Source organism: Rhodococcus sp. NPDC003383 (genome assembly GCF_053589115.1).
This window is the reverse complement of the sequence record NZ_JBSFRG010000019.1, coordinates 44295-65633: the sequence shown is the minus strand read 5'-3', so window position 1 is coordinate 65633 and position 21339 is coordinate 44295. Positions and strand designations below refer to the sequence as shown.

Annotated in this window: 20 protein-coding genes; 6 read left to right on the top strand and 14 right to left on the bottom strand. The window is 68.0% G+C overall.

From position 1 onward, the window contains the following. Window positions 1-36 precede the first annotated feature (36 nt). Window positions 37-1587, top strand: coding sequence for an acyl-CoA synthetase (locus ACWDTS_RS17510; protein ID WP_450118694.1), 1551 nt, complete (start codon window positions 37-39; stop codon window positions 1585-1587). Between the two features lie 53 nt (window positions 1588-1640). Here ACWDTS_RS17510 and ACWDTS_RS17505 read toward each other — a convergent pair whose 3' ends face one another. Both ACWDTS_RS17505 and ACWDTS_RS17500 read right to left on the bottom strand, forming a co-directional pair. After that, window positions 1641-3179: an acyl-CoA carboxylase subunit beta gene (locus ACWDTS_RS17505; protein ID WP_248674672.1), complete on the bottom strand. Its 1539-nt coding sequence runs from the start codon at window positions 3177-3179 to the stop codon at window positions 1641-1643. Window positions 3180-3247: 68 nt separating this feature from the next. Then, entirely contained in the window at window positions 3248-3859 is a 612-nt protein-coding gene (locus ACWDTS_RS17500; RefSeq protein WP_248674674.1) for a maleylpyruvate isomerase family mycothiol-dependent enzyme, read from the bottom strand. A 169-nt stretch (window positions 3860-4028) separates the two neighbouring features. On the opposite strand from ACWDTS_RS17500, the gene ACWDTS_RS17495 reads away from it, so the two are divergent. Both ACWDTS_RS17495 and ACWDTS_RS17490 read left to right on the top strand, forming a co-directional pair. Next, on the top strand, window positions 4029-5402 hold the full coding sequence (locus ACWDTS_RS17495) for a M20/M25/M40 family metallo-hydrolase (protein ID WP_248674676.1): 1374 nt from the start codon (window positions 4029-4031) through the stop codon (window positions 5400-5402). Next, window positions 5399-6967, top strand: coding sequence for a YfcC family protein (locus ACWDTS_RS17490; RefSeq protein WP_248674679.1), 1569 nt, complete (start codon window positions 5399-5401; stop codon window positions 6965-6967). The genes ACWDTS_RS17495 and ACWDTS_RS17490 overlap by 4 nt, the downstream gene beginning before the upstream one ends. Window positions 6968-6976: 9 nt before the next feature. Here the strand turns inward: ACWDTS_RS17490 and ACWDTS_RS17485 are convergent, their stop codons facing one another. Beyond that, the gene (locus ACWDTS_RS17485; protein WP_197252694.1) at window positions 6977-7483 is read right to left on the bottom strand and encodes a hypothetical protein; all 507 of its coding nucleotides are present in this window, start codon (window positions 7481-7483) and stop codon (window positions 6977-6979) included. 174 nt (window positions 7484-7657) lie between these two features. Here ACWDTS_RS17485 and ACWDTS_RS17480 point away from each other — a divergent pair, with 174 nt between their 5' ends. Together ACWDTS_RS17480 and ACWDTS_RS17475 are read left to right on the top strand one after the other, a co-directional pair. Further along, complete coding sequence (locus tag ACWDTS_RS17480; protein WP_197252695.1) at window positions 7658-7840, top strand: hypothetical protein; 183 nt, start codon at window positions 7658-7660, stop codon at window positions 7838-7840. 73 nt (window positions 7841-7913) lie between these two features. After that, window positions 7914-8555: a (2Fe-2S)-binding protein gene (locus tag ACWDTS_RS17475; RefSeq protein WP_248674681.1), complete on the top strand. Its 642-nt coding sequence runs from the start codon at window positions 7914-7916 to the stop codon at window positions 8553-8555. Between the two features lie 27 nt (window positions 8556-8582). Here ACWDTS_RS17475 and ACWDTS_RS17470 read toward each other — a convergent pair whose 3' ends face one another. The 11 genes from ACWDTS_RS17470 to ACWDTS_RS17420 form a co-directional block, all read right to left on the bottom strand. Then, window positions 8583-9263, bottom strand: a complete 681-nt coding sequence (locus ACWDTS_RS17470) for a response regulator (protein WP_248674682.1) — start codon at window positions 9261-9263, stop codon at window positions 8583-8585. After that, window positions 9260-11785, bottom strand: coding sequence for a sensor histidine kinase (locus tag ACWDTS_RS17465; protein ID WP_248674684.1), 2526 nt, complete (start codon window positions 11783-11785; stop codon window positions 9260-9262). Before ACWDTS_RS17465 ends, ACWDTS_RS17470 begins: the two co-directional genes overlap by 4 nt. Before the next feature lie 8 nt (window positions 11786-11793). Next, window positions 11794-12450 carry a potassium-transporting ATPase subunit C gene (locus ACWDTS_RS17460; protein WP_248674686.1) on the bottom strand — a complete coding sequence of 219 codons (657 nt, stop codon included), beginning with the start codon at window positions 12448-12450 and terminating at the stop codon, window positions 11794-11796. 6 nt (window positions 12451-12456) lie between these two features. Continuing rightward, the gene (kdpB, locus tag ACWDTS_RS17455; RefSeq protein WP_248674726.1) at window positions 12457-14502 is read right to left on the bottom strand and encodes a potassium-transporting ATPase subunit KdpB; all 2046 of its coding nucleotides are present in this window, start codon (window positions 14500-14502) and stop codon (window positions 12457-12459) included. A gap of 50 nt (window positions 14503-14552) precedes the next feature. After that, window positions 14553-16253 (bottom strand): potassium-transporting ATPase subunit KdpA, encoded by a 1701-nt coding sequence (gene kdpA, locus ACWDTS_RS17450; protein ID WP_248674687.1) that lies wholly within the window; start codon window positions 16251-16253, stop codon window positions 14553-14555. A gap of 7 nt (window positions 16254-16260) precedes the next feature. Next, window positions 16261-16359, bottom strand: coding sequence for a K(+)-transporting ATPase subunit F (gene kdpF / locus ACWDTS_RS17445; RefSeq protein ID WP_248674688.1), 99 nt, complete (start codon window positions 16357-16359; stop codon window positions 16261-16263). A gap of 244 nt (window positions 16360-16603) precedes the next feature. Next, entirely contained in the window at window positions 16604-16891 is a 288-nt protein-coding gene (locus tag ACWDTS_RS17440; RefSeq protein WP_248674689.1) for a hypothetical protein, read from the bottom strand. Window positions 16892-16975: 84 nt separating this feature from the next. After that, window positions 16976-18571 carry a phytoene desaturase family protein gene (locus tag ACWDTS_RS17435; RefSeq protein WP_248674691.1) on the bottom strand — a complete coding sequence of 532 codons (1596 nt, stop codon included), beginning with the start codon at window positions 18569-18571 and terminating at the stop codon, window positions 16976-16978. Continuing rightward, the gene (locus ACWDTS_RS17430; RefSeq protein ID WP_248674693.1) at window positions 18568-19035 is read right to left on the bottom strand and encodes an SRPBCC family protein; all 468 of its coding nucleotides are present in this window, start codon (window positions 19033-19035) and stop codon (window positions 18568-18570) included. The genes ACWDTS_RS17435 and ACWDTS_RS17430 overlap by 4 nt, the downstream gene beginning before the upstream one ends. A gap of 34 nt (window positions 19036-19069) precedes the next feature. Then, window positions 19070-20149, bottom strand: a complete 1080-nt coding sequence (locus tag ACWDTS_RS17425) for an NAD-dependent epimerase/dehydratase family protein (RefSeq protein ID WP_248674694.1) — start codon at window positions 20147-20149, stop codon at window positions 19070-19072. 103 nt (window positions 20150-20252) lie between these two features. Then, window positions 20253-20819, bottom strand: a complete 567-nt coding sequence (locus tag ACWDTS_RS17420; RefSeq protein WP_197252700.1) for a helix-turn-helix domain-containing protein — start codon at window positions 20817-20819, stop codon at window positions 20253-20255. Window positions 20820-20885: 66 nt separating this feature from the next. Between ACWDTS_RS17420 and ACWDTS_RS17415 the strand changes: the two genes are divergently transcribed. After that, window positions 20886-21239: a hypothetical protein gene (locus tag ACWDTS_RS17415; RefSeq protein ID WP_197252701.1), complete on the top strand. Its 354-nt coding sequence runs from the start codon at window positions 20886-20888 to the stop codon at window positions 21237-21239. The last annotated feature ends 100 nt before the right edge of the window (window positions 21240-21339 follow it).

The window sequence follows — 21339 nt, the reverse complement described above, 5'->3', positions numbered from 1 at the left end:
TAGGTGACCCGAAGATCCCGAGAGAGTGAGGATTCCGTGGCGCTGCCCGCCCTTCTGACCACTCCCGCCGAACACGCCCGGCGCACGCCGGACAAACCGGCGATCATCATGGGCGCCGGCGGTGAGGTGGTCACCTACGCGCAGCTCGACGACCGGTCCGCGCGCCTGGCGCAGGCACTGAGAGACCGGGGGATCGGCGAGGGCGACCAGATCGCGATTCTCATGGAGAACAACCGCGCGTACCTCGAGGTGACGTGGGCGGCGCAGCGATCGGGTCTGTACTACACCGCGATCAACAAACATCTGCGGTCGGCGGAGGTGCAGTACATCCTCGACGACTGCGGCGCCGTCGCGCTCGTGACGAGTGCGGCGATGGCCGATGTCGTCGCAGGTCTCGATCTGTCCCGAATCACCGTGCGTGTCAGTGCATCCGGTGATGTCGACGGATTCGAACGGTACGACGACGTGCTGGCCGCGAGTGAACCGATGCCGGAGGACCAGGCACGCGAGGGCCGTGAGATGCTGTACTCGTCCGGAACCACCGGACGGCCCAAGGGTGTTCGCAAGCCGCTCGTCGCCGTGCCCTTCGGTGATCCCGCCGCGCCCCCGGTGCTCATCGCGAAGGGCCTGGAGATGCGAGGCGCGCTCGACGACGCCGTCTACCTGTCGCCGGCACCGCTGTATCACGGTTCACCGCTGGTGTTCTCGATGTCATGGCAGCGACTCGGCGCCACCGTCGTGGTCATGGAATCCTTCGATGCCGAGCTCTGCCTGCAGTTGATCGAGCGGCACGGCGTGACCGACGCCCAGTTCGTGCCGACGATGTTCGTGCGTATGTTGCGTCTGCCGGAGGAGGTGCGGCGACGCTACGACCTGTCGAGTCTGCGTGAGGTCATCCACGGTGCCGCGCCGTGCCCGGTCCCGGTGAAACGGGAGATGATGAGCTGGTGGGGCCCGATCGTCCACGAATACTATTCCGGCACCGAGGACATCGGCACCGCCTCCATCACGCCGCAGGAGTGGCTGGCGCATCCCGGTTCGGTCGGCCGTCCGATGCAGGAATGCCACATCGTCGGGGAGGACGGCGAGGAAGTGCCCCGGGGGAAGGTCGGCGTCGTGTACTTCGCGGGTGGTCGCCCCTTCGAGTACCACAACGACCCGGCCAAGACGGCCGCGGCCGCGAACGCCAAGGGCTGGAGAACCCTCGGCGACATGGGCTATCTCGACGAGGACGGCTACCTGTACCTGACCGACCGGCTGGCGTTCATGATCATCTCGGGCGGCGTCAACATCTACCCACAGGAGGCGGAGAACGTCCTGTCCGGGCATCCCGCCGTCGCGGACGTCGCTGTCATCGGTGTGCCCGACGACGAGATGGGGGAGTCGGTCCGGGCGGTCGTCCAGCTCGTGGAACCTGCCTGCGCCTCGGCGGACCTCGAGGCGGAACTCATCGCCTACTGCCGATCGGAACTGGCGTCCTACAAGTGCCCCCGCAGGGTCGACTTCGTCGATTCACTGCCCCGCGACCCGAGCGGCAAACTGCACAAGAGACTGCTGCGCGAACAGTATTGGGCCGAAGTGGGCTGACGCCCCGGTGTGCCTTTGTGGCGGTCAGGGCCGCCACAAAGGCACACCGGGGTTCACCAGGTATCTACGGCACCACCGCTTCCCGAGATCTCCCCGCCGGCGGCCGCAGCCTCCACCAGATGAGCTATGAGAGAGCGGGTTTCGGCAGGGTCGATCACGTCGTCGATCTCGAAGTACCGGGCCGCGTTCAGGCCGGTGGAGTTGGCTCGCAGCATCTCGGTCAGTTGCCGGACCCGTTCCTCGCGTTCGTCGTCGTCGGTGATCGCCTCGAGTTCGGCGCGCATCGACAGTCGCACGGCGCCTTCGAGTCCCATCGCGCCCATCGTTGCTCCGGGCCACGCGATCGTCATCAACGGCGAGTGGGTGCTGCCCGCCAGCATCGCCTGGGCACCGAGTCCGTAAGCGCGCCTGAGGATCACACCGATGAATGGCACCTGGATCCGGGCCGCGGCGACGAGCAGCCGTGACGCGTGCCGAACCAGCCCGGTCCGTTCCGCGTCCGGGCCGACCATGATGCCCGGGGTGTCGACGAGCGAGATCACCGGGAATCCGTATGCGTCGCACAACTGCAGGAACCGGGCGGCCTTGTCGCTGCCGTCGGAGGTGATCGCCCCGGCCGTGTGGCGGGAATCGTTCGCGAGGATCCCGACCGTGCGGCCCTCGATCCGTCCCAGGGCGGTGTACAGCTCGGGTGCGAAGCCGGGCCGCAGCACGGTGACGGACTCCTCGTCGCACAGGGTCTCGACGACGGGCGCGACGTCGAAGGTCGTGCGTTCGTGCTCGGGGACGAGATCCCGGAGAACGGATTGATCTGCTGCGGACCATGTCTCGGACCTTCCGAGGAAGTAGCCGAGCAGGTGGCACGCCATTTCCGCCGCGTCCTCGGAGTCGTCCACCGCGACGTCGACGACCCCGTTCTCGATCATCACGTCGAGCGGCCCGATGTCGGCGGCGGCGACGTCGCCCAGCCCACCGCCGGAGATCATCGCCGGACCGCCCATGCCCAGCGACGCACGCGGTGTTGCGACTATGAGGTCGGCGCAACCGGCGATGACGGCGTTCCCGGCGAAGCAGTTGTCGTCGACGACGGCGATCCGCGGTACCCGACCCGACAGCGCCGCCCACTCGGCGAACGTGGTCACGTCCAGAGCCGACACCAGCGGCAGATCCGTATCGCCGGGGCGCCCGCCACCGCCGGAGGCGACGAACACGGTGGGCAGGCGGAGTCGGCCGATGACCTCGATGAGGCGATCGGTCTTGCGGTGCCCGCGCATCCCCTGGGTTCCCGCCATGACGAGATAGTCGTAGGACAGGACCGCGCACGGCCGTCCGTCGATCGTGGCCACTCCCCCGACGATGCCGTCCGCGACCGTGCGGTCGAGCAGTTCGTCCATGCTGCGGCGCGCTTCCTGCGCCGCGGTGACGAAGCGGCCGTACTCGACGAAGCTGCCCGGATCGACGATGCGCGCGATGTGTTCTCGGGCGGTGGTCCCGCCGCGAGCGTGCAGTTTCTCGACGGCGTCGGGCCGCGCCGAGTCCTCGGTGAGGGCTCGGCGTGCGAGTACGTCCAGGAGATCGGGGCGAATCGTCATGCCGACACAATAGAAACCGTGTGCCGGCCGCCCGCACCCGCGATCGTCACAGGCGCTGTCGGCGCAGGTCAGGCTCGTTCTATGCGCGAACGCAACAAGTCCAGGCCGGGACCCTCGAGTTCGTCCAGCACGGCGGGCCGGCCGACCATCGCCAACGCGAGTGCTTCGCCGGTGGCTCGCACGATCGGGCCATCGCCCCGCTCCCACGCAATGTCGGTGGCGACGAGACGCAGCCCGCGGATATAGCGGGAGGGGCGGGCGAACGGATCCGGACGGTCGAGGACCAGGCGAAGACGATCGGCGTCGATGGCCCGGGGAATCCCCAGGGGGCGCCGGATGTCCTGTTGGTGCACAAGATGATCGGCGAGGGTCAGCCGCGGGAACCAACGGGGAAACCAGCTTCCGGAGATCGACGTCGCCAACCCGTCGACGAGGCGATCGACGGGTACGTTGCGTGCTGCCTCGACGTAGTGTCGGTTGAGGCGGTCGGCGGACGGATTGCGCAGGCCGGCGAGGAAATAACGGTGGAACGGCACACCGTCGATCGACAGGTGGCCGGCGACGTCCCGCACGGACCACCCCTCGCAGAGCGACGGCGTCGCCCACTGTTCCGGTGTCAGCGAGCGGAGCAGATCCACGAGTTCGGCACGTTCGGCGATAATGTGCTCACGGGTGTTCACAGATCCACCACACCTCGAGCGCACCGCGATTGCGTTCGGTCCTATGACATTTCACAAAGGGTGAATCTAGAGGCTGGTGGTGGCCACCGCGCCCAAAATGCCGGATCGGCAACGGGTTCGGTGCCATACTCCGGTGGGTCGCACATTTCCTACACGGATCGAGGTAGGCATGTCTGATTCACGCAATCGGATATCCGAGCCCGTCGAGGATGCTGCGGCGAGACTCATGCCCGAACTGGTCTCCGATCTGTGCCGGCTGGTACGGATTCCGTCGATCTCCGCCGCCGGTTATCCACCGGAACCGCTCTTCGAGGCGCACGATCTGGTCGTTCGGCTGTTGCGGGACGCAGGCGTCGAACAGATCGACGACCTGGTGATCGAGGGCAAGACGGCGCCGGTGATCGTCGCGACCGTCCCCGGCCCGGAAGGCGCACCGACGGTCCTGCTGTACACGCACTACGACGTCGTTCCCGCCGACGACACCGATCTGTGGGAGAGCCCGCCGTTCGAGCCGGAGGAGCGGGACGGCGCGATCTACGGTCGCGGTACCGCAGACTCGAAGGCCAACATCATCGGAATCATCGGCGCACTCCGCATCTACGACGGCAAGCCGCCGGTGACACTGCGCATCGTCCTCGAAGGTCAGGAGGAGGTGGGCAGCCCGTTCGACTTCTATCCCGTGCAGGCGCCGGAAGTGTTCGAATCCGACGCCATGGTGATCGCCGACGTCGGCAGCGTCCGCCCCGGATCCCCGACGCTGACCGTGGCACTGCGCGGATCTGCGTCCGTGACCGTCGCGATCGAGACCCTCGCCGCCGACAAGCACAGCGGCCTGTATGGCGGCGCCGCACCCGACGCGCGCCTCGCGCTGATCCACGCACTCGCCACGCTGCACGACGAGGACGGCAACGTCGCGGTCGACGGTCTCCGGCGCGAGGAGTGGACGGGCGTGTCGTACACGGACGAGGAGTTCCGCGATCTCGCCGAGGTACTCGAGGGCCGTCCCCTTCTCGGTACGGGCGGACTCGGCGAACGGATCTGGTCGGGCCCCGCGATCACCGTCACCGGATTCGACGCGCCCTCGGTCGACGGCGCCGTCAACGCGGTGGCCGGATCGGCACGCGCATCGTTGAACCTCCGTGTGCACCCCGAGCAGGACGCGGAGGAGGCGCAGGACGCACTGATCCGGCATCTCGAAGCGCTGCGCCCACTCGGACAGAGACTCGTGGTCACCGCCGGGGAGACCGGCAACGGCTTCGCGGCCGGAACCGGTGGACCCGCGTTCGACGCGTCGATCAGCGCCCTGGAGAAGGCCTGGGGAACCTCCGCGGGACTGCTGGCCGGCGGAGGTTCTATCCCCCTCGTCATGGCCCTGCACGAAGCCGTGCCGCGCGCCGAGAAACTCCTCTTCGGAGCGACCGACGGCTACGCCAACATCCACGGTCCCAACGAACGCGTTCTGATCGACGAACTCGAAAAAGCCGTCGTCGCGAAGGCCTTGTTCTTCGAGGAGTTCGCCCGCCGCTACCGGGAGCAGCCATGAGCACCGACACCGAATCCGCCGCACCCGCGAAGAAGAAGTTCGAGTTCCCGGGCTCGATCACGGTGCTCGCGCTCGTCACCGTCGTGGTGTGGCTGGCCGCCCTGGTGATCCCGTCCGGCCGCTTCGCGACGGACGAAGACGGCGCACCGATACCCGGTTCGTTCGAGCAGATCGACTCGCCATTGACGTTCGGCGAGCGGGTGCGCGAGCTGATCCTCTCCCCCATCAACGGGCTCTACGGAATACAGGATCCGATAAGCGGATTCGTCGATCCCGACAACCTCGGCCGGCTCTTCGGTTCGGTCGGGGTGGTGCTGTTCATCATGGCGCTCGGCGCGTTCATCTCGGTCAGCTTCGCCACGCGCAGCCTCGAGGTCGCGGTGAGTGGACTCGGTGCGCGACTCGGGGATCGGGGATGGCTGCTCATCGCCGTCATCATGACGTTGTTCTCGTTGCTGGGTTCCACGATGGGGTTCTCCGTCGAGACCTTCGGCTTCTATGCCCTCATCGTGCCGTTGATGCTGGCCCTCGGATACGACCGGATGGTCGCTGCCGCAACGATCATCGTGGGTGCCCTGACCGGAACGATGGCCTCGACGGTCAATCCGTTCTCGATCGGTGTCGCGTCCGGGGAGGCGGGAGTGTCGATCGGTGACGGCATCGTCCTGCGCGTGCTGCTGTGGGTCGTGCTCACCGCCGTGGCCGTCGTGTTCGTCGTGCGCTACGCGCGCCGCGTCCAGCGTGATCCGTCCCGCTCGCTCGTCGGATTCGACTCCGAAACAGACTCCGTCACCGACATCGATCCCGGTGCCGCAGAGAACGAACCGCCACCCGACGAGAAGCTTTCGGGCGTACAGAAATCGGTGCTCGCGATCACCGTCTTCACGTTCGGGTTGATGATCTTCGCGGTGATCCCGTGGTCGGCGATCTTCGGCGCGGATCCCGGGCCCGCCGAATACGAGCAGTACCACGAAACCGCAACGGATCCCTACTGGTTCGAACTGAACTGGTGGTTCCCGGAACTGGCGATGCTGTTCGTGTTCGCAGCGCTGCTCGTCGGTCTCGTCGCCCGCATGGGGGAGAAGAAGACCGTCTCTCTGATCACCCAGGGCGCCGGAGACATGGTCGGACCCGCGATCGTCATCATGCTCGCCCGCGGGGTCTCGGTGATCCTGAACAACACCGAAACCCTGGACACCGTCCTGAATGCAATGGAGCAGTTGGTCAGTGGCGCGTCCTCGGCCGTGTTCGCGATTCTCGTGACGGTCGTGAACGTTCCGCTGGCGTTCCTGATCCCGTCCTCGTCGGGGCATGCGACGCTGGCGATGCCGCTGCTCGCCCCGCTCGGTGATTTCGCCGGTGTCGGAAGGGATCTGGTCATCACCGCTTTCCAGATGGGTCACGGCCTGATGCTGTTGGTCGCTCCGACCAATGTCGTCGTCGTCGGTGGACTCGCGATGGCGAAGGTCGGGTACGACCGCTATCTCCGCTTCCTCTGGCCACTGCTGGCGATCGACTTCGTGATCGTCTGTGTGATCATCGGTTTCGCCGCGGCGTTCGAGTAGCCGGAACCGTCAGCTCTTCTTCTTGTCCTTCTTGGCCTGCCGACGGGCACCGGCAGCGATGCTCGATGCCTCGTACTTCTTGCGGCCGGACGACTCCCGCGTCGAATCGACACGAATCTTCCCCGAGGACTTCACCTTGCCCTGGCCCGCGACGCCGTCGCCGGCGACCGGGGAGTCGACCCGGGAGAGGGCCAGCCGCTCCTGCTTGAGTGCTTCGGCGGACTGCCGGGCCACCGCGCCGAGCCGTCGGCTCACCCGGGCCAGCGCGTCCTCGAACACCTCAGCCTTATCGGCGTTGCGCTGGTTCGCCGACCGGCCCGTCGCCCGGGACTTCTTCTTGTCCACCTTCTCGGCTCCGGCCCGGCGGTACAACTTCACGTACTTGTTGCGAGCCCGGCGAACCCGGCTGTGCAGGTCGATCAGGGCGTCCTCGTCGAGATCCGCCATCTGCGACTTCTTGGTTTCCCGAACCAGAACGTATTCGTCCTCGGACAGTGAGTTCTCGAGCTTGCTCATGCCGGCTCCGATCACCTCGGAAGAGTGGATGGGTGTCAGCATCGTAACCCGCAGGCGCACAGCCTCGGACGCACTTCGGTGAGCTTGCGTCGGCATGTTACCGCCCGGAACGGTTCCGCGCGGGCTACCGTACCGGAAGCGCACCACACATCCGGACCTGCGAGGGGCAGCGAGATGGAGATGGACGAACAGTTGCACGAGCTGGCGTGGCAGCTCAGTCAGGCAGGGCACGACTGGACCGCGGTGGCCGAGGAACTCGGTTGCGACGTATCGCTCGCGCAGGCCATGGCCGAGCGATACCGCGAGGACACGGATGCACGCGCCCAGCAAGCGCAGTTCCGTCTCTTCGACGTGTGACACACGGTCGCCGCGTCCACCGCCTTCAGGGCGTCCGGCAGAATGGCGTCCGACATCGACGCGGAGATCGGACATGCCTGACCTGGACGCAACCACGACACTCGACAGGCTCGCCGACCACGGTTCCTACTTCACAGTGGGTACCGGACCGGTGCCCGACGGAACCTGGCAGCCGACGGCGACGCTGCGTGACCCTGCCGTCCGCGACGACCTCGTCGCGTCCACCGCCGAACGGATGGGCGTGACCGAAACTCGTGTCGCCGCGTCGACCGTGTTCTTCGGATATGCGGCACGGCTCTGGTCGGTCGCGGTCGGCTCGGTCGTCGTCGCAGGTCGCTGCGTGAGCCTCGGCGACCAGGAACTGTTGTGGTGCAACGAATCCGGATCCTTCCGCCTGCATATCCGGCAACCGCGTTTCGGCGGACCGGCAGAGTTGGAGGTCCTCGACGGTCAGCTCGCGCCGTTGATCGACGCGTGGAGAGACATCGTCGCCCCGGGACTGTTGTGGGGCAATGCCGCATCCGCTCTGCGCGGCACCGGTGAGGTTCTCGATGCGGAAGCCGATGCGATCACCGCCCCGCTGTTCTGCGATCCGCGGCTCGGGGCCGCGCTGGATCCGGAATCGGGTCGCCGCCGCAGTTGCTGCCTGTTCTACCGCACCCCGTCCGGTGGGGTATGCGGCGATTGTCCTTTTCCCGCATCCCCTCTCGCGTAGGAATGCGCCCCGGTCCGAACTTCGACGCTAGGCCTCGAACCGGTACCCGCGTCCCGATTCGGTGATCAAGTGTCGAGGGTGCGCGGGATCGGGTTCGAGTTTGTGGCGTAGCTGAGCGAGATACACACGGAGGTAATGTGTTTGATCAAGATAGGTCGGACCCCACAACTCGGTGAGCAACTCGCGCTGACCGACCAGCTTGCCGCGATTGCGCACGAGCATCTCGAGCATGCCCCACTCCGTAGGCGTCAGATGCACCTGTACACCGTCGCGTGTCACCTTCTTGGCTGCAAGATCGACGGTGAAATCCCCTGTCTCGACGGTCGGTTCGTTCGCGTCCGGAGCCGCGGCCCCGCGGCGTGCCGCGGCGCGGATACGGGCGAGGAACTCCTCCATCCCGAACGGCTTCGTCACGTAGTCGTCGGCGCCGGTGTCGAGAGCGGCGACCTTGTCGGCCGAGTCGGTGCGAGCGGACAGCACGATCACCGGCGCGGTGCACCATCCCCTCAACCCGGCGAGTACCTCGATACCGTCGAGGTCCGGCAGTCCCAGATCGAGCACAATGACATCGGGATGCCGTTGCGCGGCCGCGCGTAGTGCCCCGGCGCCGTCGGCGGCGGTGACGACCTCGTAACCGCGGGCGGTGAGGTTGATACGCAACGCCCGCAGGATCTGGGGTTCATCGTCGACGACGAGAATGCGGGTCACGGGTGTTCCTTCGCGGGCGCGGCGAGTTCGACGATCACGGTGGTCCCGCCGCCGGGAGTATCGGTGGTGGTGATGCTACCGCCCATCGCCTCGACGAATCCGCGGGCGACGGTCAACCCGAGACCCGCCCCGCCCCTGCTGTGCTGGTCGCCTGCCCGCGGAAACCGGGTGAAGACGTCGCCGGATCCGTCGCGGAGGGTGAGTCCCGGTCCATGGTCGGCGACAGTGATCGTGATCCGGTCACCGGATGGGCCGGCGCCGACGCGGACCGGTCCGGAGGGGGCGTAGCGCAAGGCATTGTCGAGCAGATTCGCGAGGACTCGTTCGAGCAGCGCAGCGTCGGCCTCGACGACGGTGTCGTCGATGTCGATGTCGATTCGCTCCCGGACGCCGGTGTCCGGCCCGCCGCCGGTCAGCGTCGTCACCGCACCGTGCACCACCTCGTCGAGGTAGACCGGCGCGAGGATCGGGGAGACGACGCCGGCGGCGAGCCGGGAGGAGTCGAGCAGGTTCGTCACCAGGCGGGTGAGCTGATCGGTGGATTCCTCGATCGTGGCGAGCAGCTCGGCGGTGTCCTCCGGGGAGAACTCGACGTCGGTGCTCCGCAGGCTCGACACGGCGGCCTTGACCGCGGCGAGCGGGGTACGCAGGTCGTGGCTGACGGCGGAGAGCAGCAGCCGCCGCATGCGGTCGGTCTCCGCCAGCGCCGACGCCCGTGCGGCTTCGGCGGCGAGTTCCTGCTGCCGGATCAGGGCAGCGGCCTGCCCGGCCACCGCCGTGAGGATCCGGCGGTCCCGCGCGCGCAGCCGAGGTCCGCCGAGGAGAAGCGCGTAGGGACTGTCCTCCACCACGCAGACGGTGTCCGCGGTCTCGACCGTCGCCGGGGGTGTCGATCCGGCCGATCCGAGTACCGGTGGCGGATCGCTGTCCGTGCGGATCAGGCTCACCCCGTGCTGCGCGTACGTCTCCCGGACCTTCTCGAGCAGACGGGGCACATCGGCGCCGCGGAGGACCGCGCCGGCGAACACCGCGAGCAGTTCGGCTTCCTGGGAGGCCAGCCGCGCTTCGCGGGTGCGCGCGGCGGCGGCATCGACGAGCGCGGCAACCGCCACGGCGACGACGAGCAGCACGACGGTGGTGACGAAGTTGTCGGGTTCGGCGATGGTGAAGCTGTAGAGGGGCTCGGTGAAGAAGAAGTTGAGCAGCAGTCCGGACAACAGCGCCGCGACGATCGCCGGGCCGATGCCGCCGAACAGCGCGACGGCCAGGACGACGATGAAGTACAGGGCGTTCTGCCCGGCGATGCCGGTGAACCGGTCGACACCGGCCAGCAGTCCGGTGACGCCCAGGGGGATGGCGAATGCAGCGATCCAGGATTGCAACCGCCGGCCGCGGCGGCCGGTGAACGCCACCCGCGCGATGGGGGCGGTGTGCTCGTGGGTGACCATGTGCACGTCGATCTTCCCGGATCGGCGCACCACCGCCGCACCGATTCCCTCGTCGACGATGCGCGCCCATCGCGAGTGCCGGGACGTGCCGATCACCAGTTGTGTCGCGTTGACCTCGCGTGCGAAGTCGAGCAGCGCGCCCGGCACGTCGTCGCCGACCACGCTGTGCACGCTCGCCCCCAGGCTCGTTGCCAGCCTTCGCACCGCTCCCATTCGCGGCGCGGCCACTCCGGCGAGCCCGTCACCGCGCACCACGTGCACCACCATCAGTTCCGCGCTGGCCTTGGACGCGATCCGGCTCGCCCGCCGCACCAGGGTTTCCGATTCCGGACCGCCGGTCACCGCGACCACCACCCGTTCGCGGGCCTCCCACGTCGCGGTGATCGCATGCTCGCCGCGATACTTGGCCAGCGCCACGTCGACCTGGTCGGCGAGCCACAGCAGAGCGATCTCCCGCAGCGCGGTCAGGTTCCCTTCCCGGAAGTAGTTGCGCAGCGCGGCGTCGACCTTGTCGAGGGCGTAGACGTTGCCGTGCGCGAGGCGACGCTGCAGGGCCTGTGGAGTGATGTCGACGAGTTCGACCTGTTCGGCGCGGCGCACCACCTCGTCCGGGATGGTTTCGCGTTGCACGATCCCGGTGATCTGTTCGACGACGTCGTTGAGCGACTCCAGGTGCTGGATGTTGACGGTGGTGAGCACATCGATACCGGCGTCGAGCAGGTCCTCGACGTCCTGCCACCGCTTCTCGTGCCGGCTGCCCGGAACATTGGTGTGAGCGAGTTCGTCGACCAGTGCCACCGCCGGCCGACGCTCCAGCACCGCCTCGGGATCCAGTTCCTCGAACACCGTACCGTGGTATTCGATCCGTTGCGGCGGAACGATTTCCAGTCCTTCCAGTTGCTGAGCAGTTCGTGCGCGCCCGTGTGTGTCGACGATCGCGACCACGACGTCGGCGCCGCGTGCGATGCGCCGGTGGGCTTCTCCGAGCATCGCGTAGGTCTTTCCGGCGCCGGGGGCGGCACCGAGGTAGATCCGCAGCGTTCCGCGCCGGGACGGCGAGCCGGTGGCGCCCATCTGTCTCCTCACGAGCCGGTCGGCCCGGCTGCGTCGCCCGAGCAACCGGGTGCTGTCAAGCCTAGTGCCACATTCAGTTCCGGCACGTCCACTCGCGCAGCGCCGAGGAAACCGAGCTGCCGTCCCTCGGTGTGCTCGGCAACCAGTTCCCGAACCCGGTACTCGCTCAGCCCGGTTTCGCGTGCGACCCGCGGCACCTGCAACTCCGCGTAGGCGGGGGAGATCTGCGGATCGATCCCCGAGCCGGAGCCGGTGACGGCATCGGCGGGTACCCGGTCCGGTGGGACCTGCTCGCGGGATGCGATCGCCGCCCGGCGCGCATCGACGAATCCGGCGAGCACGTCGCTGCTCGGCCCCAGGTTGGACGGCACAGCCGCCGCCGGATCACCCGGTGTGAACGGGTCGCCGTCGGCGACGGACCCCACCACGCGCGGATGGAAGTAGGGATCGGGCTGCCCCGGCGCGACCTGGGGGTCCACCCCGATCCAGCGGCTGCCGACGACGCAACCGTGTGCGTCCGAGAGCACCGAACCCTCGGCGCTCGGGGTGACGACCCGGCTCACCGCCCACACCGCCGCCGGATACACACCGCCGACGGCGATGGTGAGCGCGATCAGCACCAGGGCTCCCGCACGGAACTGGCGGAGGAAGTGCATCGAATACATTGTGTGTCACCCCATTCCAGGAACGATCCGGACGACGAGGTCGATCAGCCAGATGCCGACGAATGGCGTGACGACACCGCCGAGTCCGTACACGAGCAGGTTGCGTCCCAGCAGCGCCGACGCACCGGACGGGCGGTAGCGGACACCCTTCAGCGACAACGGGATCAGCGCCACGATCACCAGGGCGTTGAAGATCACCGCCGACAGGATCGCGGACTGCGGGGTCGCCAGCCCCATGATGTTCAGCCTCGCGAGTTGCGGATAGATGCCGCTGAAGAGGGCAGGCAGGATCGCGAAGTACTTGGCCAGGTCGTTCGCGAGCGAGAACGTGGTCAGTGCACCGCGAGTGATCAGCAGTTGTTTGCCGATCTCGACGATCTCGATCAGCTTCGTCGGGTCGGAATCGAGGTCGACCATGTTGCCGGCCTCCTTCGCCGCGGAGGTGCCGGTGTTCATCGCCACGCCGACGTCGGCCTGCGCGAGCGCGGGCGCGTCGTTGGTGCCGTCGCCGGTCATCGCGACCAGTCGCCCGCCCTGCTGTTCGGAGCGGATCAGCGCCAGCTTGTCCTCCGGGGTGGCCTCGGCGAGGAAGTCGTCCACCCCGGCCTCGCCTGCGATCGCCTTCGCTGTCAGCGGGTTGTCACCGGTGATCATCACCGTACGGATGCCCATCGCCCGCAGCTGCGCGAACCGTTCTGCCATGCCGGGTTTGACGACATCGGAGAGTTCCACGACACCGAGAACGGTCATGGCACCGCCCGCACTGCGAGCGACCACGAGGGGAGTCCCGCCGCGCTGGGCGATATCGGTGACGAGATCGGTTACGGCGAAGGGAATCTCGGCGTCGTGCTCGTGCATCCAGCGGGCCACCGCATCGCCGGCACCCTTGCGGATCCGGATCGGTGTGCCGTCGGCGGGATTGGTGGTGTCGAGGCCGCTCATCCTGGTGTGTGCCGTGAACGCGACGAACTCGGCGCCACGCTCGTCGTCGGACGGCACCGGATCGAGGTGATGGTGCTCGGCGCACAGGTCGACGATGCTGCGACCCTCAGGGGTGTGGTCGGCGAGACTCGACAGGCGTGCGGACGCCGCGAGTTCGTCGTCGGCGATGCCCGGGGCCGGATGCAGGGCGGTGGCACGACGATTCCCGAACGTGATGGTGCCGGTCTTGTCGAGCAGCAGGGTGTCGATGTCACCTGCGGCTTCGACGGCCCGCCCGGACTTCGCCAGCACATTGCGTTGAACCAGGCGGTCCATGCCGGCGATGCCGATCGCCGACAGCAGAGCGCCGATCGTCGTGGGGATCAGGCACACCAGCAGCGCGATCAGTTCCACCGGACGCTGTTCGGCACCGGCGTACGCGCTCATGGGCGCGATCGCGACCACCGCGAGCACGAAGACGATCGTGAGCGCGGCGAGCAGGATGTTCAAGGCTATCTCGTTGGGGGTCTTGCGGCGGGCCGCGCCTTCGACGAGTGCGATCATCCTGTCCACGAACGTCTTTCCGGGTGGCGCGGTGATGCGCACGATGATCCGGTCGGAGAGCACTGTGGTGCCGCCGGTCACCGCGCAACGATCGCCGCCCGATTCGCGGATCACGGGCGCGGATTCGCCGGTGATGGCGGATTCGTCGATCGTCGCGACTCCGTCGACCACGTCGCCGTCGCCGGGAACGATCTGCCCGGCCTCGACGACCACGAGATCACCGACCCGCAGTTCCGTTGCCGGAACCAGATTTTCGAACCCGGACTCGGTCGTTCGGCGGGCGACAGCGTCTTGCTTGGCCTGCCGCAGGCTCGCCGCCTGCGCCTTGCCTCGACCTTCGGCGACGGATTCGGCGAGATTGGCGAACAACACCGTGAACCACAGCCACACCGCGATCGACCAGGCGAAGAGGGTGGGTTCGACGATCGCCGCGACGGTGGCGATCACCGACCCGACGAGCACGACGAACATCACCGGGTTCCGCGCCACGTGCCGCGGGTCGAGTTTGCGGAGCGCGTCGGGCAGCGCGCCCACGAGCTGGCGAGTGCCGAACGCTCCTCCCTGGATCCGCTCGAGACGGGTGGGCGTGACCTCGCGGTCGCGTCGAAGTTCGAGGGTCACTGCAGTGCCTCCGCGATCGGTCCCAGCGCCAGTGCCGGGAAGAAGGTCAGTGCCGCCACGAGAACGGTGGTGCCGATCAGCAGACCGGCGAACGCGAATCCCGTGGTGGGCAGTGTTCCCGCACCGGTCGGGGTGCGGCGTTGGGTGGCGAGCGACCCGGCGAGCGCCAGGACGAACACGATGGGCAGGAAGCGGCCCAGGAGCATGCAGATGCCGAGCGACGCCTGGAACCAGTTGCCGGTGGCGGTCAGCCCGCCGAATGCGCTGCCGTTGTTGTTGGATGCCGACGCGAACGCATACAGCATCTCGGTGAAGCCGTGGATCGCTTCCGGCGTTCCCGGATCGCCGGAACTACCCAGATATGTGGTGATCGACGGCAGGATCACCGTGATCGCGGTACCGATCAACACGAGCGCAGGCATCACCAACACGGTGAGGGCCGCGAGGGTGATCTCCCGTCTGCGGAGCTTCTTGCCCAGGAACTCGGGGGTACGTCCGACGAGGAGACCGCCGACGAACACCGCGATCATCGCGAGCACGAGCATCCCGTACAGGCCGGTACCCACCCCGCCCGGCGCGATCTCGCCGAGCAGCATGTTCAGCAGGACGGCGCCGCCGCCCAGCGGGGACATGCTGTCGTGTGCGGCGTTCACAGCGCCGGTGCTCGTGCCCGTGGTCGCGACGGCGAACAGGGCCGAACCCGGGATCCCGAACCGGACCTCCTTGCCTTCCATCATCGCGCCGGCGGCGGTCGCCGCGACGCCCCGGGTTCTCGACTCGGCGGCCAGCGTCACCGCCAGCACGGTGCCGAAGAGGAAGGTCATCACGGCAAGAACAGTCAGGCCCTGCCTGCGGTTCCCGATCATGGTGCCGAACGTGCGGGTGAGCGCGACCGGGATGAGCAGGATCGCGATGACCTCGACGATGTTGCTGATCGGGGTGGGGTTCTCGAACGGGTGCGCGGAGTTCGCGGCGAGGATGCCGCCACCGTTGGTACCGAGTTCCTTGATCGCCTCCTGCGACGCGACCGGAGCCAGCGCCGTCGTGAAGACGTGCCCGTCGAGCCCGGTGGCGGTGAAGCCGCTGTGGTACGACTGGATCACGCCCTGGCTGAGCAGGATCAGCGCGATGAGGAAGGCCAGGGGAAGCAGGATGCGCAGTGTGCCGCGGATGAGATCGACCCAGAAGTTGCCGAGTTCTCCACCCCGGCCGATCCGCACCAGGCCGCGGATCAGGGCCACCGCCACCGCCATGCCGACCGCGGCGGACGCGAAGTTCTGCACCGCAAGCCCCGCCGACTGGGTGAGGTGGCCCATCGTCGTCTCCGGGATGTAGGACTGCCAGTCGGTGTTGGAGACGAACGAGATCGCGGTGTTGAACGCGACCGCCGGGCTGACCGCTCCGAGGCCGTTGCCGAGGGGGAGCACACCCTGGATGCGTTGCAGCCCGTACAGGAACAGCGCGCCGGCCAGCGAGAAGCCGAGCACACTCGCGGCGTACCCGAACCAGGTCTGCTCGGCCAGGGGATCGATCCGGCACACCCGGTAGATCAGCGACTCGAGCCGCAGATCCTTCCACCGCGTGTCCGAGTCGTTGGTGTACACCCGCGCCATGTAGTCGCCGAGTGGTACGTATGTCAACGCGAGGACCGCAACGACCAGAACGATCTGCAGACCTGCGGCAACAGCAGGATTCATTCGACCCTCAGAACCTCTCCGGATCGAGCAGGGCGACCAGCAGGTACGCCACCAGCCCGACTGCGATCACCACGAGCGCGACGCTCGTACCCCCGGCCCACGTCATCGCTGTTCACCTCCGGAGTGCAGCGCGCGCAAGGTCAGCATGCACAGTCCGAACCCCGCGAGGATCAGCAACACGAATGCGGTGTCCGCCATCTCGTATTCCCTTGCCGTAGAAACGAAACGGCGCCGGTCGACACCGTCACCACACGGTGGCACCGTTCAGGGCACGGACCCTCGATCCATGCGAAATCTTGACGCCCGGGACCGAGGTCTTTACGGATTCCTTGCGCGTGCGGATCCGCCGGTCACCCGCCGGGACTGTGCGTCGCGACGAAGACGAGGAAGACGACGAACAGCGCCGCGGTGCCCAGGGCGATACCGGTCAGCGCCTCGCGGTGGTTCGACGCCAGCCCCTTCTCGACGCGGGTGAACCCGAACCAACCGCATATCACCGCCACGATCCCCGTGGGAATCGTCACGAGATCCCCGACGATCGGCACGAACGCGAACACGAGCGCGACGATGCCCGTGACCAGGGCGACGCTGCCGACGCCGTTGCGGTACGACGACTGCGGGGGATGCTTCGGTGGCATCGGGGCTCCCGGGTGCGGACGGATACGCGTATCCGTCCATGGTGCCCTGCTGCGGTGGTGATGTCGCCCGAGCGCTCGAACCCGCTAGTCGGCGAGCGCGTGCGCGATCATGCCCCGAACCCGTCCGCGCAGACGTCCCGTGATGCCGTGGTCGGCCAGCGCTGCCGCGGCGGCATGCGCGCCGCACATGCCGTGCACACCGCCACCGGGGTGCGCGGCCGCGCCGGCGAGATAGACCCGGTCGACCGTCGTGCGGGGCCCGGCCAGACCGGGGATCGGCCGGAACACCAGCTGCTGGTGCAGCTGTGCCGTGCCCCCGTTGACCGCGCCACCGACGAGATTGGCGTCGGCGAGTTCGAGGTCGCAGGGTAGCTGCACACTGCGATGGACGACGTTGGCGAGCGCGCCGGGGGCGTACTCCTCGAGTGTCTCGTCCATGCGCTGCGCGAGTAGGGTGCCGGCCTCGTCGTCCGACATTCCACGCGGGAGATGACTGTACGCCCAAGCGCTTTCGGTGCCCACGGGTGATCTGGTGGGATCTGCGGTGGTCATCTGACCGATGATCACGAACGGTGAGCGCGGCACCGTGCCCGTGCTGAGATCCGCACCCCAGCGGACCAGCCCGTTGCTGTCGGCGCCGATGTGCACGGTGCCGGCGCTGCGCAGACTCGGCGACCGCCACGGAATAGGTTGGGACATTGCGTAGTTCACCTTCACCACGGGGGTGTCCCATTCGAACCGCAGCACGTCGTGCCGTACGCGGTCCGGAAGAGATTCCTGCGGCAGCAGCTTCCCGTACAGCGAGGTCGCCGAGACGTCGGCCAGCACGGCCCGCCGCGCGGTGATGCGCTCGCCGCCGGTGGTGTGCACGATCGTCGCATCGCCCGTCGGTTCGATACGCTCCACCTCACGGGCGCAACGTAATTGGGCTCCGGCGCTCGTCGCGCGTCGTACGAGTGCGGTTGTCAGTTCGCCCGCGCCGCCTCGCGGAACGGGATACCCGACGTCCTGGCCGATCATGGTGAGCAGATAGCCCATCAGGCCGCTGCCGGCGGCGTCGACGGGAATGTCCGCGTGCGCGGCATTGCCGTGGAAGAGCAGCCCCGCACTCTCGCCCTCGAATAGCTCCTGTGCCATCCGGCGCACCGGCAACGCCAGCATTCGGGCGAAGCGGAGCGTCTCGCCGGCGCCGAGGCGGCGCAGGGCCGTGAGTGGGCTCCGGATCGGCGGGAACGGACCGAGCAGGGTGCGCAGGAAGGGCTCGCGGACCATCGTCCACTGCTCGTACAGGCGCATCCACGCGTCCCCGTCACCGGCGCACCGCCGCTCGAGGTCCTCCGCCGTTTCCTGCGCCGTGGGCCGTAGCGTCACCGCGTCCTCGTCTTCCGGCGCACGCGGATGTCCGAACGCCGCGGGCGCCCTGGACCACGCCAGTCCGTGGGCGGGCAGGTCGAGTTCGGTGAAGACGGGGGAGACGGCAGCCAGCGGGTAGAACGCGCTGAAGAGGTCGGCGCGGTAGCCCGGGTGCAGTTCGGCGGTACGGACCGCTCCGCCGGGCTCGGGCTGGGCTTCGAGGATCAGCACGTCCCATCCCGCGTCGGCGAGCAGCGCGGCGGCGGTCAGTCCGTTCGGGCCTGCTCCGACGACGACCGCGTCGACCTGTTCGGCGATCGCACTCACACCTCACCTGCCGTACCCGCCGTCGGATCGGTCGCGTGCTCGGCGATCAACGACAGTCGGCGCAGGCATTCCCGGTTACGCGGGTATACGGACCAATCCTGGACGAGGTCGGGAAGCCACTTCCACGGCGGGGTGATCGCGTGCTCGCGCATCTCGATCTCGCATCCACCGTCGCGTTCGGTGAGGCGCAGCAGGATCTCGGCGACACCGAACGGCCAGGCACGCGCGTGCAGGACCAGTTCGGACCGCGGGACGGATCGGACGACTTCGGTCGAGTCGTGCAGGAGCCCCGGCCACAACCCCACCGAATGGTGGATGCGTGTACCCGGGTCCGGCCAGTCGGCGTCGACCGCCCGCACCCGCGCGGCGCCCACCACCCAACCGGGGAAGGTCCACCCGTCGGAGAGCACCTCCCACACCCGGTCACAGTCCGCCCGGGTCTTCCACACCGCTGCTCGTGCCACCGTCCCACCTCTTCCGACGATTGCTCTGCCCTGGTCACGGCACCCGTCGTATGCCGACCGTACCGCCGGCGACCAGGTCGGCGACCATCTCTCGTGGGCTTCGGGCCCCGAGGACCGGTCCCGTTCCGCTCGCACCCGAGCGCATACCCGCGATCGTCTCCCGCCACACCTCCCGGCCGGAGACGGCCGGGGACCAGCCGAGCACGCGTTGCGCGCGGCTGCAGTCGAGCAGGGGAGTGTCGTATGCGAGATCGATCCAGCCGCCGTGCACCGGTTGCAGATGTGCCCGCCAGGTGACCTGTGCGAGGGTGCGCAGGGTCCGACGCGAGACTCGCCACGGCCGGACCCCGAGAGATTCGACGACGTCCTCCGTGCGGACCGGGTCGGCGGCGGACAGGTTCACCACTCCGGCGCCGGGCGCGGCGAGGGCGAGTTCGACGGCCGCGGCCACGTCCGCCGCGTGCACGGCGGGGAGTGCGACGGACGGGTCGAGCGGCAGGACCGGGAGTGCGCGCATGGCCACTGCCGGCATCCAAGCGGGCATCGCGTACCGGCGCAGCGCCGCTCCGGCAGCGGCCTGACCGATCAGCCCCGGCCTCAGCACCGTGACCTCGGGTGCCCCCGTCTTTCGTGCGGCTTCGGCGACGATCTTTTCCGCTTCGACCTTGTCGGTGCTGTACTGCGATGTGGGAATGCCTGTCGCCGGCCATGATTCGTCGACCGTCCGGCCGTATGCGCCGGGGGCATAGGCGGCAGCGGACGACATGTGCACCACCTGGGCGACACTTGCCCTGGCCGCGGCTGCCATGACCGCGCGGGTGCCGTCGACCGCAGTGCGCCGCAAGAGGTCCGGACGATGCGAGGGCTGGAATGACCACGCGAGGTGGACGACGGCGTCGGCGCCGTCGAAGGCTCGGCACAACATTTCCTCCGCATCCGGGTCGCCGACGTCGATCGCGTGCCAGCACGCGTGTCGATACGGCCCGATCGCGGGCGGGACCCGACGCGCAACGGCGACGACCTCGTACGCGTCCGACTGCGCCGACAGGCGTGCGAGGAGGGCGGTCCCGACGTTGCCGGTGGCGCCGGTGACGACGATTCGGAGCGGTGGCATTGCACAGAGGTACCCGTGACGGCGTCGGCCCACACCCGATTTCGTATCCGGACCGGTGGGAACTCGTCCGCAATCATCAAGAGCGGGAAGGTCGTCAGGAAATCTATTCTCCCGCTGCCGAATCGGCGTCTCCGCCTTCGAGCCCACCGACCGGCATGATGATCCGGCTGAACAGTCGACGGCGACGCCCTTCCCCGGGACCGAGTTCCTGATAGCGCGTCAGCAGTTGCGCCATCTCCGTGACAAGGGACAACGCCTCGTCGTCGGTCAGGTCGAGAGCCACCTGCCGGTAGCCGACGACGTCCTCGGCCAGTCCTCGGCGGTGAGGGTCGTCGAGGTAGGCATCGAAGTCCGCGAGCAGTTGCGCGACGAAGACGAGGAATGCGCGCCGGTGGTCGTCGCTGCTCATCGCCTCGGCTTCGTCCCGGGTCACCTGCGCGCGTTCGACGACGAGACGGAAAGTGCGTTCGACCGTTCCCCGGACGCGACGCTCGGACACGACCTCGAGCACTCCCGCGTCGGCGAGTGTCGAGATCTGCCGGTACAGGGTTGCGGGGGAGACGTCGTCGAGAAGGGTGCGCAGCTGGGCGGTGGTCGCGGTGCGGCCGTCGAGCAGCGCCTGGACGATCCGCAGCCGTATCGGATGCAACAGCAGTTCTGCGGTGCTCATGTATTCCCTCCGGCGACGATCTTCTCACGGTTGACATTGTTCTCAACAATGAGAATAATACCGGGTATGACAACAATGACGATCGCAAACGGAACCCTGCAGGTGCGCTTCACGACCCTCGAGAAGATCGCCGGTCTCATCGGCGACGTCGACGTGCCACTGAGCGCGATCCGCAACGTCGAGGTCCACGCCGACGGTCTCGCCGCGGCCCGGGGAGTTCGCGCCCCCGGACTCGGACTGCCGGGAATGCGCAAGATCGGTACCTGGCGGGCTCCCGGGCGCAACACGCTCGTCTCCGTCCGGCGGGATCAGCCCGCCGTGCGCATCGAACTCGCAGGTCACAAGCGCGATGCCCTCGTCCTCGGCGTGGACGACGCCGAGCAATGGGCGCAGCGACTGGGTACCGTGGAGCGTTCCTGACCGACCGGGCACTGTTTCTGTCCGGACACGAGTGACACGAACGGAGTCTTCCCTTGGCTCGGCTCATGAGAAACGCGCGACGGTGGATCGGCGCCGCAGC